The 18,839-nt window shown below is 71.4% G+C and carries 17 protein-coding genes; 3 read left to right on the forward strand and 14 right to left on the reverse strand.

The features are described from left to right. Positions 1 to 7 precede the first annotated feature (7 nt). Positions 8 to 724 (forward strand): MerR family transcriptional regulator, encoded by a 717-nt coding sequence (locus tag KBX21_RS04935; protein WP_210841095.1) that lies wholly within the window; start codon positions 8 to 10, stop codon positions 722 to 724. 54 nt (positions 725 to 778) lie between these two features. On the opposite strand, the gene KBX21_RS04940 is transcribed toward KBX21_RS04935, so the two are convergent. From KBX21_RS04940 to KBX21_RS04955, 4 genes are read right to left on the reverse strand one after another with little or no spacing between them, the layout of a single operon-like run. Then, positions 779 to 2,371, reverse strand: a complete 1,593-nt coding sequence (locus tag KBX21_RS04940; RefSeq protein ID WP_210841096.1) for a glycoside hydrolase family 43 protein — start codon at positions 2,369 to 2,371, stop codon at positions 779 to 781. A gap of 25 nt (positions 2,372 to 2,396) precedes the next feature. Beyond that, complete coding sequence (locus KBX21_RS04945; RefSeq protein WP_049576104.1) at positions 2,397 to 3,221, reverse strand: carbohydrate ABC transporter permease; 825 nt, start codon at positions 3,219 to 3,221, stop codon at positions 2,397 to 2,399. A 1-nt stretch (position 3,222) separates the two neighbouring features. Beyond that, positions 3,223 to 4,110 carry a carbohydrate ABC transporter permease gene (locus KBX21_RS04950; RefSeq protein WP_049576106.1) on the reverse strand — a complete coding sequence of 296 codons (888 nt, stop codon included), beginning with the start codon at positions 4,108 to 4,110 and terminating at the stop codon, positions 3,223 to 3,225. Next, positions 4,107 to 5,399 carry an ABC transporter substrate-binding protein gene (locus KBX21_RS04955; protein WP_210841097.1) on the reverse strand — a complete coding sequence of 431 codons (1,293 nt, stop codon included), beginning with the start codon at positions 5,397 to 5,399 and terminating at the stop codon, positions 4,107 to 4,109. The genes KBX21_RS04950 and KBX21_RS04955 overlap by 4 nt, the downstream gene beginning before the upstream one ends. Before the next feature lie 216 nt (positions 5,400 to 5,615). Between KBX21_RS04955 and KBX21_RS04960 the strand changes: the two genes are divergently transcribed. Then, positions 5,616 to 6,632, forward strand: coding sequence for a LacI family DNA-binding transcriptional regulator (locus KBX21_RS04960; RefSeq protein WP_049576112.1), 1,017 nt, complete (start codon positions 5,616 to 5,618; stop codon positions 6,630 to 6,632). A 186-nt stretch (positions 6,633 to 6,818) separates the two neighbouring features. On the opposite strand, the gene rpsN is transcribed toward KBX21_RS04960, so the two are convergent. The 10 genes from rpsN to KBX21_RS05010 all read right to left on the reverse strand — a co-directional run bounded on the left by rpsN (position 6,819) and on the right by KBX21_RS05010 (position 17,505). Beyond that, entirely contained in the window at positions 6,819 to 7,124 is a 306-nt protein-coding gene (gene rpsN / locus KBX21_RS04965; protein WP_049579603.1) for a 30S ribosomal protein S14, read from the reverse strand. Beyond that, positions 7,124 to 7,360 (reverse strand): 50S ribosomal protein L28, encoded by a 237-nt coding sequence (rpmB, locus tag KBX21_RS04970; RefSeq protein ID WP_210841098.1) that lies wholly within the window; start codon positions 7,358 to 7,360, stop codon positions 7,124 to 7,126. Before rpmB ends, rpsN begins: the two co-directional genes overlap by 1 nt. A gap of 80 nt (positions 7,361 to 7,440) precedes the next feature. Beyond that, positions 7,441 to 7,692 carry a 30S ribosomal protein S18 gene (gene rpsR / locus KBX21_RS04975; protein ID WP_049579599.1) on the reverse strand — a complete coding sequence of 84 codons (252 nt, stop codon included), beginning with the start codon at positions 7,690 to 7,692 and terminating at the stop codon, positions 7,441 to 7,443. A 40-nt stretch (positions 7,693 to 7,732) separates the two neighbouring features. Further along, entirely contained in the window at positions 7,733 to 8,845 is a 1,113-nt protein-coding gene (locus KBX21_RS04980) for a GTP-binding protein (protein ID WP_210841099.1), read from the reverse strand. Positions 8,846 to 8,952: 107 nt separating this feature from the next. After that, the gene (locus KBX21_RS04985) at positions 8,953 to 10,158 is read right to left on the reverse strand and encodes an FAD-dependent monooxygenase (RefSeq protein WP_210841100.1); all 1,206 of its coding nucleotides are present in this window, start codon (positions 10,156 to 10,158) and stop codon (positions 8,953 to 8,955) included. 143 nt (positions 10,159 to 10,301) lie between these two features. Next, positions 10,302 to 11,159 (reverse strand): NAD-dependent protein deacetylase, encoded by an 858-nt coding sequence (locus tag KBX21_RS04990; protein WP_210841101.1) that lies wholly within the window; start codon positions 11,157 to 11,159, stop codon positions 10,302 to 10,304. A gap of 74 nt (positions 11,160 to 11,233) precedes the next feature. Then, complete coding sequence (locus tag KBX21_RS04995) at positions 11,234 to 11,947, reverse strand: PIG-L deacetylase family protein (RefSeq protein WP_049579594.1); 714 nt, start codon at positions 11,945 to 11,947, stop codon at positions 11,234 to 11,236. Positions 11,948 to 12,047: 100 nt separating this feature from the next. Then, the gene (locus KBX21_RS05000) at positions 12,048 to 12,863 is read right to left on the reverse strand and encodes an SAM-dependent methyltransferase (RefSeq protein WP_210841102.1); all 816 of its coding nucleotides are present in this window, start codon (positions 12,861 to 12,863) and stop codon (positions 12,048 to 12,050) included. A 149-nt stretch (positions 12,864 to 13,012) separates the two neighbouring features. Further along, on the reverse strand, positions 13,013 to 16,384 hold the full coding sequence (locus KBX21_RS05005) for a pyruvate carboxylase (protein ID WP_210841103.1): 3,372 nt from the start codon (positions 16,382 to 16,384) through the stop codon (positions 13,013 to 13,015). Positions 16,385 to 16,905: 521 nt separating this feature from the next. Next, the gene (locus KBX21_RS05010) at positions 16,906 to 17,505 is read right to left on the reverse strand and encodes a TetR family transcriptional regulator C-terminal domain-containing protein (protein WP_307869153.1); all 600 of its coding nucleotides are present in this window, start codon (positions 17,503 to 17,505) and stop codon (positions 16,906 to 16,908) included. A gap of 74 nt (positions 17,506 to 17,579) precedes the next feature. Here KBX21_RS05010 and KBX21_RS05015 point away from each other — a divergent pair, with 74 nt between their 5' ends. Further along, the gene (locus KBX21_RS05015) at positions 17,580 to 18,767 is read left to right on the forward strand and encodes an alpha/beta hydrolase (RefSeq protein WP_210841105.1); all 1,188 of its coding nucleotides are present in this window, start codon (positions 17,580 to 17,582) and stop codon (positions 18,765 to 18,767) included. The last annotated feature ends 72 nt before the right edge of the window (positions 18,768 to 18,839 follow it).

Raw genomic sequence — 18,839 nt, forward strand, 5'->3', positions numbered from 1 at the left:
GGGGAAGATGCGTTCACGTGAGTTGGCGGACCTGGCCGGGGTGACCGTGCGGACGGTGCGCCACTATCACCAGATCGGGCTGCTGCGGGAACCGCCGAGGACGATGAACGGGTACCGGCGGTACACGGTCGACGACCTGGTCCGGTTGCTGCGCATCCGACACCTGGTGGAGGCGGGTGTGAGCCTCTCGGAGGTTGAGGAGGCGCTGGACGAGGAGTCGTCCGTCGTCGGGGTTCTGGACCGGGTGGAGGCGGACATCGACGCCCGGATGGCACGTCTGCGGACCCAGCGGGAACTGGTGCGCTCGCTGCGCGCGCAGTGGCAGGAGCCCGAGGCCGCAGACGGGGTGGTGGGCGCCCTGGCGGCCGTGCACCGGGAGTCTGGTCTTCCGGCTGAGGCCGCCAGGCTCGACTCCGACACCGCCACCCTCGTGGTGCACCTGTCCGGTGGAGACACCTCGGCGGTGGAGGAGGGCCTCGCCGCGATCGGCGGCCTGAAGGACGCGCCCTCGTTCTTCGCCGCGATCAACGGTCTCGTTGATCTGGCTCCCGACGCGGGCGAGGCGGCGCGAAACTCCGTCGCCGACGCGCTGCGCCCGCATCTGTCGGCACTCGCGGACGTGCGTCCGCCCAAGGGTAGGCTCGCGCGGCTGCTCGGCGAGCTGCGGACTCTGCGCCTGAATCCCGCGCAGCTCGACGCGCTCGACCGACTGGGGCAGTACTAAGAATCTACGTAGTAAAGGTGGGGAGCGCCCCGTCAGGAAAGCGCTCCCCGGTTCTCAGGATCCTAGGTAGGTGGCGTGGTCGAAGTCGGCGTGACAACCCGTGCCGGTCAGGTCCTGGACCCACAGCCCCAGGAACGCGCCCGTGAAGCCCCAGATGGTCGCCGTCTCACCGTCGCTCTCTGCGGCGTAGTCGTCGGACAGGATGCTGGCGTCCAGGACCCCGCCGACGGGCGTCCAGCTCCGGCCGTCGGGGGAGAGGGCGAACCGCAGTTCGGCTCCGTCGATCTCCGCGCGCAGGTGAAACCGCTCCCAGCCCCGCACGTCGACCCGGTCCCCGGACTCGCGCACCCGTCCCCGGTCGGAGCTGAGCACACCGGCGAACAGCCCGTCCTGCTCGTCGAAGCCGACGCGCAGGTAGTGCCACTGCCGCATGTTGTAGTAAGCGCTCAGTCCGGCCATCCGCTGGAAGGTGTCGGTGGAGAACTCCATCACCGTCTCCAGCACGCACCGTTCGTGCTGCACCCGTCGGGCCACCAGGCTGGGCGTGCGGGTCCCGGAGGGGGACTGCCCGCCCTGCACACGCAGGTGTCCGGGACGCTCGGTCAGCGAGACCCACTCCTCGTCCACGTGGCGCCGCAGCGTGCTCCACTCCGGGCGCAGCACCGGCGCGTCGAAGTCGTCCCTTTCGGGCACCTCCGGCCACGGGTGCGGTTCCAGGTCGGGCCCCTCGACCTCCACGTGCGGTACCCCGTCACGGATCCGGGGCCAGCCGTCCACCCAGTCCACCCGCTGCAGGGCGGTCTCACGGCCGCGCACGCAGCGGCCGCGTTCGGTGAGCGGGCGTGAGGCCAGGTGCGCCAGGAACCACTCGCCGGACGGGGTGCTGACCAGGCTCCCGTGCCCGGCCTTCTGCAGGGTCAGTGAGGGGTGCTCCCGAGAGGACAACATGGGCCCGGCCGGGTCCACCTCGTAGGGTCCGGTGATTCTCCTGGACCGCGCCACCGTCACCTGGTGGTCCCACTGCGTTCCTCCCTCGGCGGTCACCAGGTAGTACCACCCGTTCTCGCGGTACAGGTGCGGCGCCTCGGTCACCCTGGCCGAGGTCCCCTCGAAGACCACCGTCGGCTCGCCCAGGAGGCGCATCCACTCGGTGTCCAGCTCCTGGAGCACGATCCCCGCGAAGGCGTGGTGGCCGGGCCGCCAGTCCATCAGGCTGGTGACCACCCAGCTCCGGCCGTCCTGGTCGTGGAACAGGGACGGGTCGAACCCCATGGAGTGGATCGGCGCGGGGTCGCTCCACGGACCATCCAGGGTCGGTGAGGTGGTCACGTGGTTGGGCGTGTCCCAAAAGCCCCCGGCGTAGTTCTCCACGTCGGTGAAGATCAGGTGGAACACCCCGTCCTTGAGGGACAGACAGGGCGCCCACACGCCCGCCCCGTCGCGGTGTCCGGTCAGGTCGAGGAGGCGGTCCTCGTCGAGGACGCCGCCGAGGGGGCGCCAGTGGACCAGGTCCCGGGAGTGGTGCAGCAGCACCCCCGGACTCCACTCGAAGGTCGAGGTCGCCAGGTAGTAGTCCTCACCGACCCTCAGGATCGACGGGTCGGGGTGGAACCCGGGCAGCACCGGGTTGTTGATGGTCGCGGTCATCACGGCCTTTCGAGGAGGGGTTGGGCTACTTTCCGAAACCGGCGGCGAGTCCGCCCAGGAGGTGTCTGCGGCCGAACAGGTACAGGGCCAGGATCGGGATGGTGGAGAGCACCACGGCGGCCATCAGGCCGGGCACGTCGGTTCCGTACTGGGTCTGGAACGCCCAGAGCCCGAGAGGCAGGACCCGGTTGGACTCGCTCTGGGTGAGCACCAGCGGGAAGATGAAGTTGTTCCAGGCGTTGAGGCCGACGAAGATCGCCACCGTCACCACTCCGGGCCGTGACAGCGGCAGGACCAGGCGGAGGAACACCTGCCAGGTCGCGGCCCCGTCAAGCGCCATCGCCTCGTACAGCTCGCCGGGCACGTCCCGCAGCGAGCTGGTGAGCACGACGATGGAGATCGGCAGCGTGAAAGCGGCGGTCGGCAGGATGATCGCGGGCAGGCTGTCGTACAGGTGCAGCCGGGTGATGATCAGGTAGATCGGGATGATCACCGCCTGGGCCGGGACGGCCAGTCCCAGGAGGAACAGGGTGAAGCTGATCCGGACCGCCCGGCTGCGTCCGCGTACGATCGCGAACGCCGCCGGTACCGCCACCAGCAGCACCAGGAGGATCGCTCCGGTCGCCACGATCAGGCTGTTGGCGAGGAATCCGAGGAACCCGACCTCGAAGACGTTGCGGTAGTTGTCCAGGGTGAGTGACTCGGGCAGGGACAGCGGGCCCCGGGACAGGTAGTCACCGGGTCCGCGCAGGCTCGTGGCGACCAGGTAGTACAGGGGGACGCACACGACCAGCAGCCAGAGGGCGGCCCCGGCCCCGGCGGCGTACGCCGGTCTGCTTCGGGAGGCCATGTCACATCCCCTCTCTCTGGCTGGTCATCCGGGAGTAGCCGGTCGCCCGGACCACCAGCAGGGACAGCCCTGTTCCCAGGACCACCAGCAGCACCGCGATGGCGCTCGCGTAGCCCATCTCGAAGGCGACGAAGCCCTGGTTGTACATGTGGAGCGGCAGGATGCGGGTGGCGTTGCCCGGGCCGCCAGCGGTCAGCAGCAGGACCGTCTCGAAGTACGTCATGGACCCGACGAGCATCAGCACCGACGACGCGATGATCGTGTGCCGCAGCTGCGGCACGGTCACGCGCAGGAAGCGCTGGAGGGCGGAGGCCCCGTCCAGTTCGGCCGCCTCATGGAGCGAACGCGGTATCTGCCGGGCGGCCGCCTGGTACAGGAGCATGTGGAACGGCAGGAACTGCCACAGCAGGATGAACACGATCGCGTAGAGCGCCAGTGTCGGATCGCCGAGCACGTTGCTGTGGCTGAGTTCGAACCACTCGCGGACCTGGGAGGGGATGCCGAAACTCGGGTCGAGCAACGCCTTCCACACCAGGGCGATGGCCGCGGTGGACAGCAGCAGCGGCAGGAAGAAGACCGCGCTCACCACCGCTCGGACGCGTTGCGGACCGGCCGCCCACACTCCGAAGGCCAGGGCCAGCGGGGTCTGGGTCGCCCAGCACAGGGCGGTCAGGGTCAGGGTGACCGTGAGGCCGCCGCGGACCCGGCCGTCGTCGGTGAGAGCGGACCAGTTGGCCAGGCCCACCCACTCGGGAGAGCCGATCCCGCTCCACGAGGTCAGGCTGAGGTATCCCACGATGACCACGGGGGCCAGGCCGAACAGGCCGAAGAACAGCAGGGCCGGGGCGACCCAGAGCAGCCCGGGCCGTTCCGTGGCGGAGTTGCTCACCGCTGTTGCTCCATGTCCTCGGCGAACTCCTCGGGGGTGATGTCGCCGATGAAGAGCAGTTGGAGATTGGTGAGCATGGCCTCGGCCGCCGCCGGGGCCAGCGCCTGGTCCCAGGACTGGGTGAAGGTGGGCGCACCCGAGACGAGCTGGTGCGTGAAGGTGGCGAACTCGGCGTGGTCGCTCTCCTGGAGCTGGTCCTCGATGCCCTCGACGGCGGGGACCTGACCTGCCTTGATCAGTTCGTCCACGTACTCCTCGGAGGCCATGGTCTCGACGAGGAAGTCGGTCGCCGCTTCGGCGTGCTGGCTGTCGCTGTTGACGGAGAAGTAGTTGCTGGGGTTGCCGACGATCGCGTCGGGGTTTCCCGCTCCGCCCTCCACGACGGGGAAGGAGGTGAAGCCGAGCTCGTCGTTCTCGACGAACCCGGGGTTGTTGTCCATCTGCTGGGCGATGTCCCAGCTGCCCATCAGGAACATCGCGGACTCGCCGGTGGCCAGGAGCGCGGAGGCGCTGCCGTTGTCGTAGTCGATGGAGGTGAAGTTGGCGCCGAAGGCCCCTCGGTCGACCAGGTCCTGGCAGGTCTCCATGGCCTCCAGGACCGCGGGGTGGTGCCAGGCGCCCTCCTCTTCGTCGACGACGGCCTGGAACACCTCCGGGCCGCCGATCCGGTCCACCAGGTAGGAGAACCACATCAGCTGGGTCCAGCCCTGGGCGCCGGGGAGGACGATCGGGGTGACACCGTCCGCCTGGAGGACCTCGATCGCCTCGTGCAGGTCGTCGAGGGTGCGCGGGGGCTGGAGCCCGGCCGCCTCCAGGACGGGCTTGTTGTAGTACATGACGACGGGCTGGACGCCGAGGAGGGGCACGCCGTAGTAGGCGCCGTCGATGGCGGCCACGTCCAGGACGCTGGGCAGGAAGGCGTCGCGGAACTCCGGGTTGTCGTCCAGGGTCGGGGTGAGGTCGAGGACCTGGTCCTGGTCGGTGTACTGGGCGAGGTTGCCGCCGCCCCAGTTGAAGAACACGTCGGGTGCGTTGGGGGAGCCGAGCGCCACCTGGAGGCGCTGCTTGTAGGCGTCGTTGACGAAGGTGACGAGTTCGGCGGGCACGTCGTGGGACGCGTTGTGCGCTTCGATGCCCCGTTCGACGATCTCGTTGACCGCGGCGTCCTCCAGGGCCCAGACCTGGAGGGCGTCACCGCCGCCGGGGCCGGAGGTGCCGCAGCCGGTGGCGAGGAGGGAGAGGGCCAGAGTGGTACTGCCGATCACACGTGTCCGGTGGGTGCGACTCATGGCGTGTACACCGTTCTTCCGTTGTTCCGGGGGGAGCCGCAAGCTTTCGAAAGGTTTCCGATAGCTTTCGGGAAGGTCGACGCTAAGTTCTCCCTGTGTCCGCGTCAAGGGGAGTTCTCGTTGCGAGGGAGTTCCGGTGTGCGGTCCCGAAAAGTTTCGGGATACAATCCAGCGCAGCGAACCGAGGCAACACGGTCCCCGACGACGAGGAGGCACATGGCGAAGCGTCGCCCCACACTGGCCGAGATCGCTGGTGAGGCGGGGGTGTCCGTCTCGACCGTCTCCAAGGTGATCAACGGCCATCTCGACGTCGCGGCGGAGACCCGGCGACAGGTGGAACGGCTCCTGGAACACCACCGCTACCAGCAGCGCCGCCACCGCAAGCGCCGCCCGGTCGGCCTGATCGACCTCGTCTTCCTTGACCTCGGCAGCCCCTGGGCCATGGAGATCCTCACGGGGGTCGAGGAGGTCACGCACGACGCCGGTTTCGGGGTCGTGGTCTCCGCCGTGCACGACCGCAAGCGCAGCAGGCCCGGCCGCAGGTGGCTCGACAACATCCAGGCCCGGCGCTCGGACGGCGTGGTCCTGGTGCTGTCCGAGCTCCCTTCCCAGCAGCAGGAACAGCTGGACGCGCTGGGCGTGCCCGTGGTGCTCGTCGACCCGGTCGGCGACCCCGCCAGGGAGATCCCGGCGGTGGGCGCCGCCAACTGGGACGGGGGTCTGACCGCCACCGAACACCTCATCGGCCTCGGCCACCGGCGCGTCGCCATGCTCGCCGGGCCACCCGACGTCATGTGCAGTCGCGCCCGCGTGGACGGGTACCGCAGCGCCATGCGTGACGCCGGGCTCCCGGTGCCCGACGGCTACGTCTCCCACGGGGACTTCCTGGCCGGGACCGGCAAGGACCTCACCGAGGTCCTGCTCGACCTGCCCGAGCCGCCGACCGCGATCTTCGCGGGATCGGACCAGATGGCCCGGGGCGCCTACGAGGTCCTGTACAAGCGGGGTCTGCGTGTGCCCGACGACGTCTCGGTGGTGGGTTTCGACGACCTTCCCGAGGCCAGGTGGGCGACCCCGCCGCTGACCACCGTGCGGCAGCCGTTGCGCGACATGGCGCAGATGGCCACCCGCATGCTGTTCGACCTCGTCAACGGCAACGAGCCCGAGACCACGCGGGTGGAACTGGCCACTCGTCTGGTCAGGCGCGACAGCACGGCCCCGCCCAAGGAGTGAGCTGGGGGGCGCGCTCACGGCTCTCGGTGGGGCTCTGCGCGGGGGTGCGGGGGCGGGTCCCCGGGGCGGGGGAGGGGGCTCCCGGGGGAGGGAGCGCCCCGGGAACCCTCGGGCCGACCGGATCGCGAACGGTCGGCCCCGTTCTCGGGGCCGGTGGGCGTCAGTCCGCCCACACGGCCGGCCCGGCTACCAGCTGGACTTGGTGACTCCGGGCAGCTCGCCGCGGTGGGCCATCTCCCGGAACCTGATCCGCGACAGTCCGAACTTCCTCAGGTGCGCGCGGGGGCGGCCGTCGACGGCGTCCCGGTTGCGGACCCGGGTCGCGCTGGCGTCGCGCGGCTGGCGGCGCAGCTCGGCGACGGCGCTCGCGCGCTCGGCCTCGCCGGTGTGCGGGCTCTTGATCAGGCGTTTGAGTTCGGAGCGTCGCTCGGCGTGGCGCGCGACGATCTCCTTGCGCTGTTCGTTGCGGGCGATCTTGCTCTTCTTGGCCATCAGACCCTCTCTCCCCGGGCGCGGATCTGGGCGACCACGCGTTCGATGCCTCGGGCGTCGATGACCCGCATGCCCTTGACGCTCAGCCGCAGCTTCACGAAGCGCCGTTCGCTGGGCAGCCAGTAGCGCTTGTTCTGGATGTTGGGGTCGAAGCGCCGCCTGGTGCGGCGGTGGGAGTGCGAGATGGCGTTGCCGAAGCTGGGTGCCCTTCCGGTCACCTGGCAGACACGGGACACGGTGGTCTCCTCCTGGTCGTCGGTCGTCTTCCGGCCCTTCGCTCCGGGGCCGGTCCTGTTCGGTCCGGTGGGGCGGACGGTCAGTCCCGTCTGGTCGTGGACGGGTACGGCAGCAGGGCCATCTCGCGCGCGTTCTTGACCGCCGCGGCGATCAGGCGCTGCTGGCGCGCGGTCACGCGGGTGACCCGTCGGCTGCGGATCTTGCCCTTCTCCGAGATGAACTTGCGGAGCAGGTTGGTGTCCTTGTAGTCGACGTGGTCCGCGTCGCCCAGCGGGTTGGCGAACCGTCGCGTCGCGGCTCGTGGGTCGGGGCGTCGGTTCCTCTGTGGCACGGGTCCTCCTCCGGTGGTCGGGGCGTCGGAACGCGGTGGGTCAGAGAGCGTCGGCGAAGGGGTCCACGGCCAGGGGTCGCCCGGCCTCCTCGTCGGTGAGCAGGCAGGAGTCGAGGAGCTCCACGAGCCGCGCGGCGTCGAGGTCGACCCCGGTGAAGGCCAGGTGCTGTCGGCGGTCGCCCACCACCGGGTCCCAGTCCAGGTCGGCCGAGGCGCGACGGGTCTCGGAGACCAGGTCGAGGGCGGCCCCGGGCAGGGCGTCCAGCCAGGGGCCGGCGCTCTCCAGCACCAGGGAGTCGTTGTAGTTGTCCCAGACCAGCAGCGTGTCGGGCCTGCTGGCCAGCCAGATCCGGCCGCGTCCGCGCAGTCCGGTGGAGACGATCCGTTCCAGGGACTCGTGCAGTCGAACGGGGTGCAGCGGGCGCCTGCGGGTCCACACCACGGTGCTGACCCTGTCGTCGGACAGGTCCCAGTACTGCGCCCAGGCCGGGTTGAGCCGGTTGGCGGCGGCGTCGGGGAGGAAGCGCCCCTCGGTGAGGGCGACCAGGCCGCCGCCGGGCGGGACCACCAGGGCCGCCGGGTTCAGGTGCGCGACGAGGGAGCGGGCCTCGTTTCGGTGGTGCTCTCCGTGGAGTGTGACCACCGTGGGGTACTCGATCTGGTGGGAGAGGACCTCCGCGACGGAGCGCCGGTCCTCGGAGACGACGGTCAGGGAACGGTCGGAGAGGTCGTCGACACTGGACAGGTCCGGGAGGAGGCGCTCGGCGTCCACGGCGGTGACCACGGCGGCCAGTCGAAGTTCCTCGTGGGCGGCGACGGCCTCGGCCACGGAGCGGGGTTCGACCGCGTCCCAGGTCTCCACCACGCACAGGCTGTGCTCGCCGCGTTCGGCCAGGTCCAGCAGGATGGGGAGGAGGTCCTCGCGCAGGGCGCAGGTGGCGCAGGGGTGGTCGAGGTCGAGGCGTGTGCGGTCCAGGACTCCCCACCTGCTGCGGGTGACCCGGAGGACGATCCCCTCGCCGATCCCGTCCATGTCGTGGTGGAGGGCGACGGCGCCGGGTACGGCGGTGATCAGGTCGTCGACGGTGCTGCGGCGGGCCAGCCGGTGGAGCCCGGAGACCACGACGACGGGCAGGGGTGTCGCTACGGTCATCGGAGTGGACCTCCCTAGGATGAAAACGATAATCATTACCGTAGCGCACGCGCACGACACCCGGGAACACCGGGGGCCCGCCACGCGGGCGGGCCCCCGGTCGGGTCTCAGTCGGTCAGCATCCCCGCGTAGCGCTCCACGGCGAACTCCCGGCCCACGCTGTCCAAGGGCGGGCGGATCCCGAGGCGCCCCATCAGCAGGGTGCCCCGGGCCAGGGCGAGTTCGGCCCGCTCGCGAATCCACGTCTCGTAGCGGCCAGCCTCCGGGGCCACACTGTCCACCACGTAGGGGGCCACGGTCTGGGCCTCGCGCACGGACTGGCGCAACGCGGCCTCGTAGGAGAAGAACGCCCGCCCGTGCTCGCCCTCCGTGAACACCAGTTCGCCCGCCAGGGCCAGGGCACCCATCAGAGCCATCGTCGGACCCTGCCCGCTCAGGTGGTCGGGACAGTAGGCGGCGTCGCCCACCAGCACCACGCGCCCCTGCTCCCACACATCCATCCGCACCTGCGTGGACGGCAGGACCCGGACGTCGGCGTCGCGCGCGGCGCGCAGCAGTCGGGGCATCTCCCAGCCGTCCTCGCCGAAGGCCTCCTCCACCCACCGCAGTCGGGCGTCCTGGTCCATGGTGTCCCCGTCGATCGGGAAGCGGTCGCGCACCACCAGCACTACCGAGGCCCGGTCGCCGCCGGGCAGGGTCGTCACCAGGCAGCCCCGGTGCGGCCACACGTGCCAGGCGGTGGTGTTGTCGGCGTCCAGGAGGTTGGCCGTCTCGAAGACCGCCGTGTTGGCGCCCAGGTAGCGCAGGCGCCCCTGGTCCGGCCCGGGGAAGGCCAGTTCGCGCACCGGCGAGTCCCGGCCGTCCGCACCCACGACCAGGTCGAACCGGCGGGCGGGGGCCTGCGCGAAGGTGACGTCGACGCCCTCGTCGTCCTGTTCCAGCGCGGTGACGCCGTCACCGAGGAGGTACTCGACCCCGCCGTCGTCCTCCCGCAGGACCCGGACCAGGTCGCTGTGCCGGACGGTCAGGTTGCCGGGCTCGCCGGGCAGGCACGTCGGCTCCCGGCGTCCGCTCACGTGGGTGCGCACCTCGTCCACGGGAGACCCGAGCGCTCGGACCCTCTCGCCCAGGCCCATCCGGTCCAGGAGCGCCATCCCCTGGCGGGAGACCTCGGCGTGGTCGACCTCCGCGCGGGGCTCCGGGGCGGGGTCGACCACGGTGGGCGCGAATCCCCGCCGGGCCAACCAGACGGCCAGCGCGCTTCCGGCCACGCCGCCCCCCGAGACGAGGATGTTCCTGTTGCTGATCGGCACGTGGACCTCCGTGTGGGCTCGGATCCTGGTCCTCCCCGCCCGGAGGAGACGCACCGCTGGCGGTGGAGGGGTGTCTGGGTCGCCTTGGGGTTACTGTACCGTCCGGTTGGTACACATAGGCGGCATGTCGGGTGCGGGCGGCGTCACGCGTTCGCGCCCCGGGCGCTGTCGTCCGCCAGAGCCCGCAGGACCTCGGAGCAGCCGTACCCCACCGTCAGCGCCGCGACGTCGTCGGCGCGCGTCGCACCCCGGTTGACGATGACCACTGGTTTGCCCTGCCCCGCGGCGTGCTTCACGAACCTGCGGCCGGAGAACACGGTCAACGACGATCCCACGACCAGCAGCCCGGCGGCCCGGTCGACCATCGCGTAGGCCTCCTCGACCCGCGGTCGGGGCACGTTCTCGCCGAAGTACACGATGTCCGGCTTCAGGACACCGCCGCAGGAGCCGCAGTCGGCCACCCGGAAGTGCTCGGTGGTGGCCAGCACGGCGTCCGCGTCCGGGGCCACCTCGACGTCGGCCACCTCCTCCGCGAAGCCGGGGTTGAGCTCGTTCAGCCGCACCGCGAGCTCGGCGCGGCCGGTCACGGCCCGGCAGCCCAGACAGATCACCCGGTCGTAGCGGCCGTGCAGGTCGATCACGCTCCTGCTGCCCGCCGCGTCGTGCAGGGTGTCCACGTTCTGGGTGATGACCCCCGACACCCTCCCGGCGCGTTCGAGCTCGGCCAGGGCGCGGTGGCCGTCGTTGGGGGCGGTGTCCGCCACGTGACGCCAGCCCACGTGGTTGCGCGCCCAGTAGTGGCGTCGGAAGGCCGCGTCCCCGACGAACTCCTGGTAGGTCATGGGTGTGCGCGGCGGTGAGTCCGGGCCCCGGTAGTCGGGGATGCCCGAGTCCGTCGATATCCCGGCGCCGGTCAGCGCGACCACCGGCCCCGGGCCGAGAGCCTCGCTCACGCGGCGGGCGGTCTCGACCAGGCCGCTGGGGTGGAACGTGTTCGTCACCCCTCGAGAACAGGTCGCGATCGTGCTCCCCTTCCTCCATGGGGCGAGGGCGCACGCCCCCGCCCCGGAACGGTTCAGGCGGTCCGGACGATCCGGAAGACCTCGGCCAGGTGCCCCTCGGGCAGCTCGCCCTCGGCGGCGTTGGCCGCCATCCACTGGCGCAGCATGGGCTCCAGTTCGGCGATGTCACCGATCTGGCTCTCGTGCGCGGCCAACGCCGCCACCTTGCGTTCGAAGACGTCGGTGATGTCCGAGTAGTGGTGCGGCGTGGGGCCGCCGACCACCCACACCTCGGGCACGGTCCACGCGGTCAGGCCCTCCTCGTGGAGGAGTTCGCGGTGCGCGTGCGGGTTGCGGGCGTCGGGGAAGACCGCGTTGATCGAGGCCTCACCGGTGGCCATGTGGTCGGGATGGCTAGCGGCGACGCTGTCCCAGTCGCGTTCGGGGCTGGGGATGACGACGCGTTCGGGCCGGACCTGCCGGATCACCCGTGCGATGTCGCGGCGCAGGTCGAGGGTGGCCTCCACCCGCCCGTCCGGGTAGCCGAGGAAGCGCACGTCCTTGACCCCGACCTCGGCCGCCGCGCGGCGCTGCTCCTCACGGCGCATGGCGGCGATCTCCGAGCTGTCCAGGGTGAGCGCGTCGCCACCGGCCTCGCCGTCGGTGACCATCAGGTAGACCACCTCGGTCCCGGCCCGGGTCCACAGCGCCACGGTCCCGGCGCACGAGAAGTCGGCGTCGTCGGGGTGGGCCATCACGACCAGGGCGCGTTCGGGCACGTCAACCACCGGGGCTCCTTTCGTCGCGGGAGGTCCCGCGTGATCGATTCGGTCTACATCGTATGAAACCGTCACGCGGGAACACTTCGGGCGGGTGCGGCGCGGCCGTTCAGGGTTTGCGCGCGACGGCGCCGTACATGTCGGTGTCCGGGGTGCGGCCGACCTCCCCCGGTTCGGGGCGCCACAGGGGAGTGGGACCGACACCGGGGTCGAGCAGCTCCAGGCCGTCGAAGTAGGAGGCGAACTCCGCCGGGGTGTGGCCCCGGTAGGCCAGGGCCGCCTCCCTGTTCCACTCGTCAAGGGCCTCGGCGGCGCTGCCCTCGTCGGGCAGGACCGCGTCGGCCACCACCAGGAAGCTGCCGGAGGGAAGCCCGGCCAGGTAGGAGCGGACGACCCCCGCGGCCTCCTCCAAGGTGGGGAGGTGGCCGAGCGTGCCGATGACGGACAGCCCCACTGGTTGGTCGAGGTCGAGCAGTTCACCGGCGCGTGCCAGGACCCGCCCGGTGTCGCGCAGGTCGTGGTCGACGAACGCGGTGGCGCCCTCCTCGGTGCCCCGCAGCAGCACCCGGGCGTGGGCGAGTACCAGGGGGTCGTTGTCCACGTGGACGATCCGCGCGTCGGGGGCGACGCTCTGCGCGATCTCGTGGATGTTCCGGTGGGTGGGCAGGCCCGTGCCGACGTCCAGGAACTGGCGTACACCCTCCTCGCGGGCCAGGTGGGTGACGGCGCGGACGAGGAAGGCCCGGCCCGCGCGGGCGTCGACGGCGATTCCGGGGTGGATGCCGAGGATCTGGTCGCCGAGTTCCCGGTCGACCGGGTAGTTGTCCTCACCGCCGAGCCAGTAGTTCCACACCCGCGCGGAGTGCGGGGTCGTGACGTCGACGCCTTCGGGCGCTGAGGATTCGGGGGCTGGGGGTGTGTGCATGGGGTACCGATCCGGTCGGGGGGCGGGGTCCAGTCCTACCCGTACCCCCGGCCGGAGTACCCCCGGACCCCGCACGGAAACAGCGCCGCACAGGGCCTCTCGCGCAGCGGCCGGTGGGTGGCCGTCGCCGTCGACGGCCACCCGACGCCTCAGCCCAGGTGGACGATCAGGTCGCCACCCTCCACCCGCTGGGCGCCCTCGACGGCCACCCGCGCGACCACCCCGGCCCGCGGGGCGGTGATGGAGGCCTCCATCTTCATGGCCTCGATGGTCGCGACCGTGTCCCCGGCCGCGACCTCGTCGCCCACGGCCACGGTCGGGGTGACCACCCCGGCGAAGGGCGCCGCGACCTGGGCGGGGTCGTCACGGTCGGCCTTCTCCGCCTCGGGTGCGTCCGAGGCCAGTGACCGGTCGCGCACGTGCAGCGGTCGCAGCTGGTCGTTGAGGGTGGTCATGACGGTGCGCATGCCGCGCTCGTCGGCCTCGCTCACCGCCTGGAGGCCGATCAGCAGGCGCACGCCCGGCTCCAGGTCCACCACGTGCTCCTCTCCCTCGCGCAGGCCGTAGAAGAAGTCCCGGCTGTCCAGCACGCTGGTGTCGCCGTAGGCGGCGCGGTGCGCCTCGAACTCCTTGGTGGGACCGGCGAACAGCAGCCGGTTCAGCGTGGAGCGGGGTTCCTCGGCCAACCCGGCGCGGTCCGCCTCGCTGAGCGGTGTGGTGGCACGGGCCTCGCCCCGGCCGCGCAGAGCCTTGGTGCGGAAGGGCTCGGGCCACTCGCCCGGGGGCACCCCCAGCTCACCCCGGAGGAAGCCGACCACCGAGTCGGGCACGTCGAACCGGTCCGGGTCCCTCTCGAACTCCTCGGGCTCCACCCCCGCGCCCACCAGGTGCAGGGCCAGGTCGCCCACCACCTTGGAGGAGGGGGTCACCTTCACCAGGCGGCCCAGCATGCGGTCGGCGGCGGCGTACATGGCCTCGATGTCCTCGAACCGGTCGCCCAGTCCCAGCGCGACCGCCTGGGTGCGCAGGTTGGACAGCTGGCCGCCGGGGATCTCGTGGTGGTACACGCGGCCGGTCGGCGAGGTCAGGGCCGCCTCGAACGGCGCGTACACCCTGCGCACCGCCTCCCAGTACGGTTCCAGTTCGTTCACCGCGTCCAGGGAGAGCCCAGTGGGGGTGTCCGAGTGGTCGAAGGCGGCCACGATCGCCGACAGGGAGGGCTGTGAGGTGGTGCCCGACATGGAGGCCACCGCGCCGTCCACCGCGTCCGCGCCCGCGTTCACCGCCGCGAGGTAGGTGGCGAGCTGGCCGCCCGCGGTGTCGTGCGTGTGCACGTGGACCGGCAGGTCGAACTCACGGCGCAGCGCGCTCACCAGGCGGGAGGCGGCCGGGGCGCGCAGCAGCCCGGCCATGTCCTTGATCGCGAGCACGTGCGCGCCGGACTCCACGATCCGCTCGGCCAGCTTCAGGTAGTAGTCCAGCGTGTACAGCTTCTCGGCGGGGTCGGACAGGTCGGCGGTGTAGCACAGGGCGACCTCGGCGAGCCCGGTGCCGGTCTCCCGTACCGCGTCGATCGCCGGGCGCATCTGCTCGACGTCGTTCAGGGCGTCGAAGACCCGGAAGACGTCCACACCGGTGGCGGCGGCCTCCCGCACGAAGGCCCGCGTCACCTCGGTGGGGTAGGGGGTGTACCCGACCGTGTTGCGGCCGCGCAGCAGCATCTGGAGGGCCACGTTGGGCACGGCCTCGCGCAGCGCCGCGAGCCGCTCCCACGGGTCCTCGGCCAGGAACCGCAGGGCCACGTCGTAGGTGGCGCCGCCCCAGCACTCCAGGGACAGCAGCTCGGGCAGGGTGTGCGCCACGGCGGGCGCGGCCGCCAGGAGGTCCTGGGTGCGCACCCGTGTGGCCAGCAGCGACTGGTGGGCGTCCCGGAAGGTGGTGTCGGTGACCCCCAGGACGTCGGACTCGCGCAGCCAGCGGGCGAACCCCTCGGGGCCGAGTTCGCGCAGGCGCTGCCGGGACCCCGCGGGCGGGGCCGTCTCGGGGACGGCGGGCAGCTTGGAGGCGGGGTCGATCAGGTGGGGGCGTTCCCCGTGCGGCTTGTTGACCGTCACGTCGGCCAGGTAGGTGAGCAGGCGGGTGCCCCGGTCCGCTGAGGGGCGCGCGGTCAGCAGCTGGGGGCGCTCCTCGATGAAGGAGGTGGTCACCCGGCCCTGCCGGAAGTCCTCGTCCTCCAGCACAGCCTGGAGGAAGGGGATGTTGGTGGAGATACCACGGATGCGGAACTCCGCCACCGCGCGCTGGGCGCGGCTCACCGCCGTGGCGAAGTCACGGCCCCGGCAGGTGAGCTTGACCAGCAGGGAGTCGAAGTACGCGCTGACCTCCGAACCCGCGGCCGCGGTACCGCCGTCGAGGCGGATCCCCGAGCCGCCGGGGGAGCGGTAGGCGCTGATCGTCCCGGTGTCGGGCCGGAACCCGTTGGCCGGGTCCTCGGTGGTGATGCGGCACTGCAGGGCGGCTCCGTGCAGGACGATCGCGTCCTGGGACAGGCCGAGGTCGGCGAGGGACTCACCGGAGGCGATCCGGATCTGCGACTGCACGAGGTCCACGTCGGTGACCTCCTCGGTCACCGTGTGCTCCACCTGGATGCGGGGGTTGAGTTCGATGAACACGTGTCGGCCGTCCCGGCCCACGAGGAACTCGACCGTGCCCGCGTTGCGGTAGCCCAGCTCGCGGGCGAGCAGCACAGCGTCCCGGCACATGCGCTCGCGCAGTTCCGGGTCGAGGTTGGGTGCGGGGGCCAGCTCCACGACCTTCTGGTGGCGGCGCTGCACCGAGCAGTCGCGCTCGTAGAGGTGGATCACGTCCTCGCCGTCGGAGAGGATCTGTACCTCGATGTGGCGCGGGTCCACCACGGCGCGCTCCAGGAACACCGTGGGGTCGCCGAAGGCGGTCTCGGCCTCGCGCATGGCCGCCTCGATCGACTCCCGCAGCGCGGCGGGCGCGTCCACCCGGCGCATGCCCCTGCCGCCGCCACCGGCCACGGCCTTGACGAACACCGGGAAGCCGATCTCCTCGGCGGCGCCGACCAGCCCGTCCACGTCCGTGGAGGGCGCGGTGGAGTCCAGGACGGGGATGCCCGCCCGCTTGGCCGCGGCGATCGCGGTCGCCTTGTTGCCGGTCAGCTCCAGCACCTCGGCGGGCGGGCCCACGAAGGTGATGCCCGCCTCCGCGCAGGCCCGTGCCAGGGCCGGGTTCTCGGACAGGAAGCCGTAGCCGGGGTACACGGCGTCGGCACCCGCCTCCCGTGCCGCGCGGACGACCTCGTCCACTGAGAGGTAGGCGCGGACGGGGTGTCCGGGTTCGCCGATCTGGTAGGCCTCGTCGGCCTTGAGTCGGTGCAGCGAGTGGCGGTCCTCGTGGGGGAAGACCGCGACGGTGCGGGCTCCCAGTTCGTGCCCCGCGCGCAGGGCGCGGATGGCGATCTCACCTCTGTTGGCCACCAAGATCTTCTCGAACATGCCGGATGCCTCCTGGACTCCGTGACGCGGTACCGGTCGGGTCGGCGCCGTCGCCGGTGTGGCCGGTACTCCGGGTGCTGCCAGTGGCCGCTCGGGGCGCCACTCCAGGGAAGCGGTGCCCAGGCACGGCCACGGGAACCCTAACGAGCGGTGCCGGGTTCGGTGGAGGGCGGGGTTACCCGTGGGTAGTTTCGTGCTCCGCTGGGGCCTTTGCGTTCGCCTGGGCGGGTTCGGGTCCTGTGCCCCAGGGGGTGCTGTCCGCTCGCGTGTGGTGGGGCGAAGAGGGGGATGGGCGGTGTCGGCTGGGGCGTGTTCCTGGATGCTTTCGCTGGTGGCGGCGGAGCCGCGATCGGTGCGAGGGGCCGTCCGGGCCGTCTCCCGCGATCCGTGGAGCGAAGCAGCTGTGCGCCGCCACGCTAGTTCCGCAGGCTCGCACAGCGGGGGCCCGCTCAGGGTGGCTGTCCGGGCCTCATCCGCGCAGCGAGGGGCGGTCGGGGGCGAGCGCGGAACGATCCGGGGCCCTAGTGGCTCAGGAGCTGGACGGCGGCCTCCACGGCCGCGCGGTGCCCGTCCAGGGGAGCGCCCTCGGGGAGCCGGGCTCCGCCGATCCAGAGTCCGTCGATGATCACCAGGATCATCTCGGCGGTGGCCTCCAGGTCCCTGTCGGGGGTCAGGGCGTTCTGGTCCCGGGCGTACTCCAGGAGACGGAGGAAGCTGACGCGGGTCTGTTCGGTGAGTGTCCGGAGGGTGTCCGCGAACGCGGGGTCCACCGCCGCCCGGGCGTAGAAGGCCGCCCAGATGCGGGCCTGGGCCAGTTTGCGTTCGTCGGTGGGCAGCATCTCCAGGAGGACCTGGCGCAGGGCTCCGGCGAAGTCCAGTCGGCCCGGGCCGATGCGTAACCGTCCGAAGCGCTCGGCCACCTCGTCCACGGTCACGTGGAGGGCGAAGCGGAGCAGCTTGTCCTTGGAGTCGAACTCCCGCTGGACCGCGCCCGCCGAGAGTCTCGCCTCCGCCGCGACGGTCCTGACGCTGACGCCCTCGAGTCCCTCGCGTGCGGCGATCCGGTGAAGGGCCTCCGCGATCTCACGGCGTCTGCTCTCCTTGTCCACGATCTTTGGCACGAGGTTCATTCTGGCACAGGGCGGGCATGAATGATACGCTCGTATCGATACGGACGTATTAAGGTTGTGCTCGCTTGACCACTGTCGCCCCCACCCGCTCACGGGGTCTCCTCACAGGCTCGGCCCTGCTGTGCCTGCCAGCCCTGGCCGGGCTCGGCCTGGTGCTCCTGCCACCCCTCTCTCTGGCGATGTGGCAGGCCGCGCTGGTCGTGCTCGAGTTCTCGGCCCTGTTCGCGCTGCCCGCGCTGTGCGGGGCGCTGCTGGCGTTGGGAGCCCGGCGCTCGGGCGGTGGTCGCGGAGCGTTCCTGCTCGCCGCCCTGAACGCGCTCCTGATGGTCCTGGCCCTGGTCCCCTCGGTCTCCGTCTGGCAGACGGCCCGTGCCGAGGGTGCGCGGCTCGACCCGTTCCAGTACGCGGCCGGGTTCGCCACGTCCGCCGACCGGGAGCCGGTCACGCTGGAGTACGCCAGCCCCGGGGGTGAGCCGCTGGAACTCGACGTGTGGCAGCCCGAGGGCGGCGTGCCCGAGGACTCCGGGCTTCCCGTGGTCGTCAACGTGCACGGCGGCGCGGAGGACCTGCCGCAGAGCCTGCTGCCCCGCTGGGACACCTGGCTCGCCGACAGCGGGGGGAACCGGGTGGTGTTCGACGTCGACTACCGGTTCTTCCCGGACGGCGACTGGTCGGCCTCCCTGGCCGACGTGCGCTGCGCCCTGGGGTGGGTGTACGAGAACGCCGCCGAGTACGGCGGCGACCCCGAGCGGATCGCGCTCAACGGGCAGTCGGCCGGCGGACTCCTGGTGCTGCTCGCCGCGTACTCGGACGAGACCGAACCCAGTTGCGACACCGAGGTCCCCGAGGTCGACGCGGTCGTCGCCTGGTACTCGGCGACCGACGGAACCGCCGAGGCGCCCCCGGCTCCCTGGCGCCAGCGACAGTCCCCGGTGGAGGAGGAGCTGCTGGAGTCGAGTGAGCGCATGGTGGGCGGTCCACCTGAGGAGTACCCGGAGGAGTACGAGGCGATGTCCCCGATCCTCCAGGTCGACGCGGACAGTCCGCCCACCCTGCTGATCACCGCCGGGCACGACTTCTTCCTGGGGACCGAGGACAACGACCGTATGGTCGAGCACCTCGAATCGGAGGGCGTACCGCACCACCATGTGGAACTGCCGTGGACCGAGCACATGTTCGACCTGAACTGGGGAGGACTCTCCAGCCAGGTCGCACGGCAGAGTATCGGCGACTTCCTCGCCGACCATTTGTAGCTTCAATCAGCAATAGGCCGTCGGATTCGGTGCGTGACTTCTCCGTCACCGTCCGGCGGTCTTTTTTGTCGT

The organism is Nocardiopsis sp. B62 (genome assembly GCF_018070675.1).
Taxonomy (GTDB): domain Bacteria; phylum Actinomycetota; class Actinomycetes; order Streptosporangiales; family Streptosporangiaceae; genus Nocardiopsis; species Nocardiopsis prasina.

Excerpts from the sequence above, each read along its gene's own strand:
- KBX21_RS04935 (WP_210841095.1), top strand. The coding sequence starts at position 8 with ATGCGTTCACGTGAGTTGGCGGACCTGGCCGGGGTGACCGTGCGGACG.
- KBX21_RS04940 (WP_210841096.1), bottom strand. The coding sequence starts at position 2,371 with ATGACCGCGACCATCAACAACCCGGTGCTGCCCGGGTTCCACCCCGAC.
- KBX21_RS04945 (WP_049576104.1), bottom strand. The coding sequence starts at position 3,221 with ATGGCCTCCCGAAGCAGACCGGCGTACGCCGCCGGGGCCGGGGCCGCC.
- KBX21_RS04955 (WP_210841097.1), bottom strand. The coding sequence starts at position 5,399 with ATGAGTCGCACCCACCGGACACGTGTGATCGGCAGTACCACTCTGGCC.
- KBX21_RS04960 (WP_049576112.1), top strand. The coding sequence starts at position 5,616 with ATGGCGAAGCGTCGCCCCACACTGGCCGAGATCGCTGGTGAGGCGGGG.
- rpsN (WP_049579603.1), bottom strand. The coding sequence starts at position 7,124 with ATGGCCAAGAAGAGCAAGATCGCCCGCAACGAACAGCGCAAGGAGATC.
- KBX21_RS04980 (WP_210841099.1), bottom strand. The coding sequence starts at position 8,845 with ATGACCGTAGCGACACCCCTGCCCGTCGTCGTGGTCTCCGGGCTCCAC.
- KBX21_RS05000 (WP_210841102.1), bottom strand. The coding sequence starts at position 12,863 with ATGCACACACCCCCAGCCCCCGAATCCTCAGCGCCCGAAGGCGTCGAC.
- KBX21_RS05005 (WP_210841103.1), bottom strand. The coding sequence starts at position 16,384 with ATGTTCGAGAAGATCTTGGTGGCCAACAGAGGTGAGATCGCCATCCGC.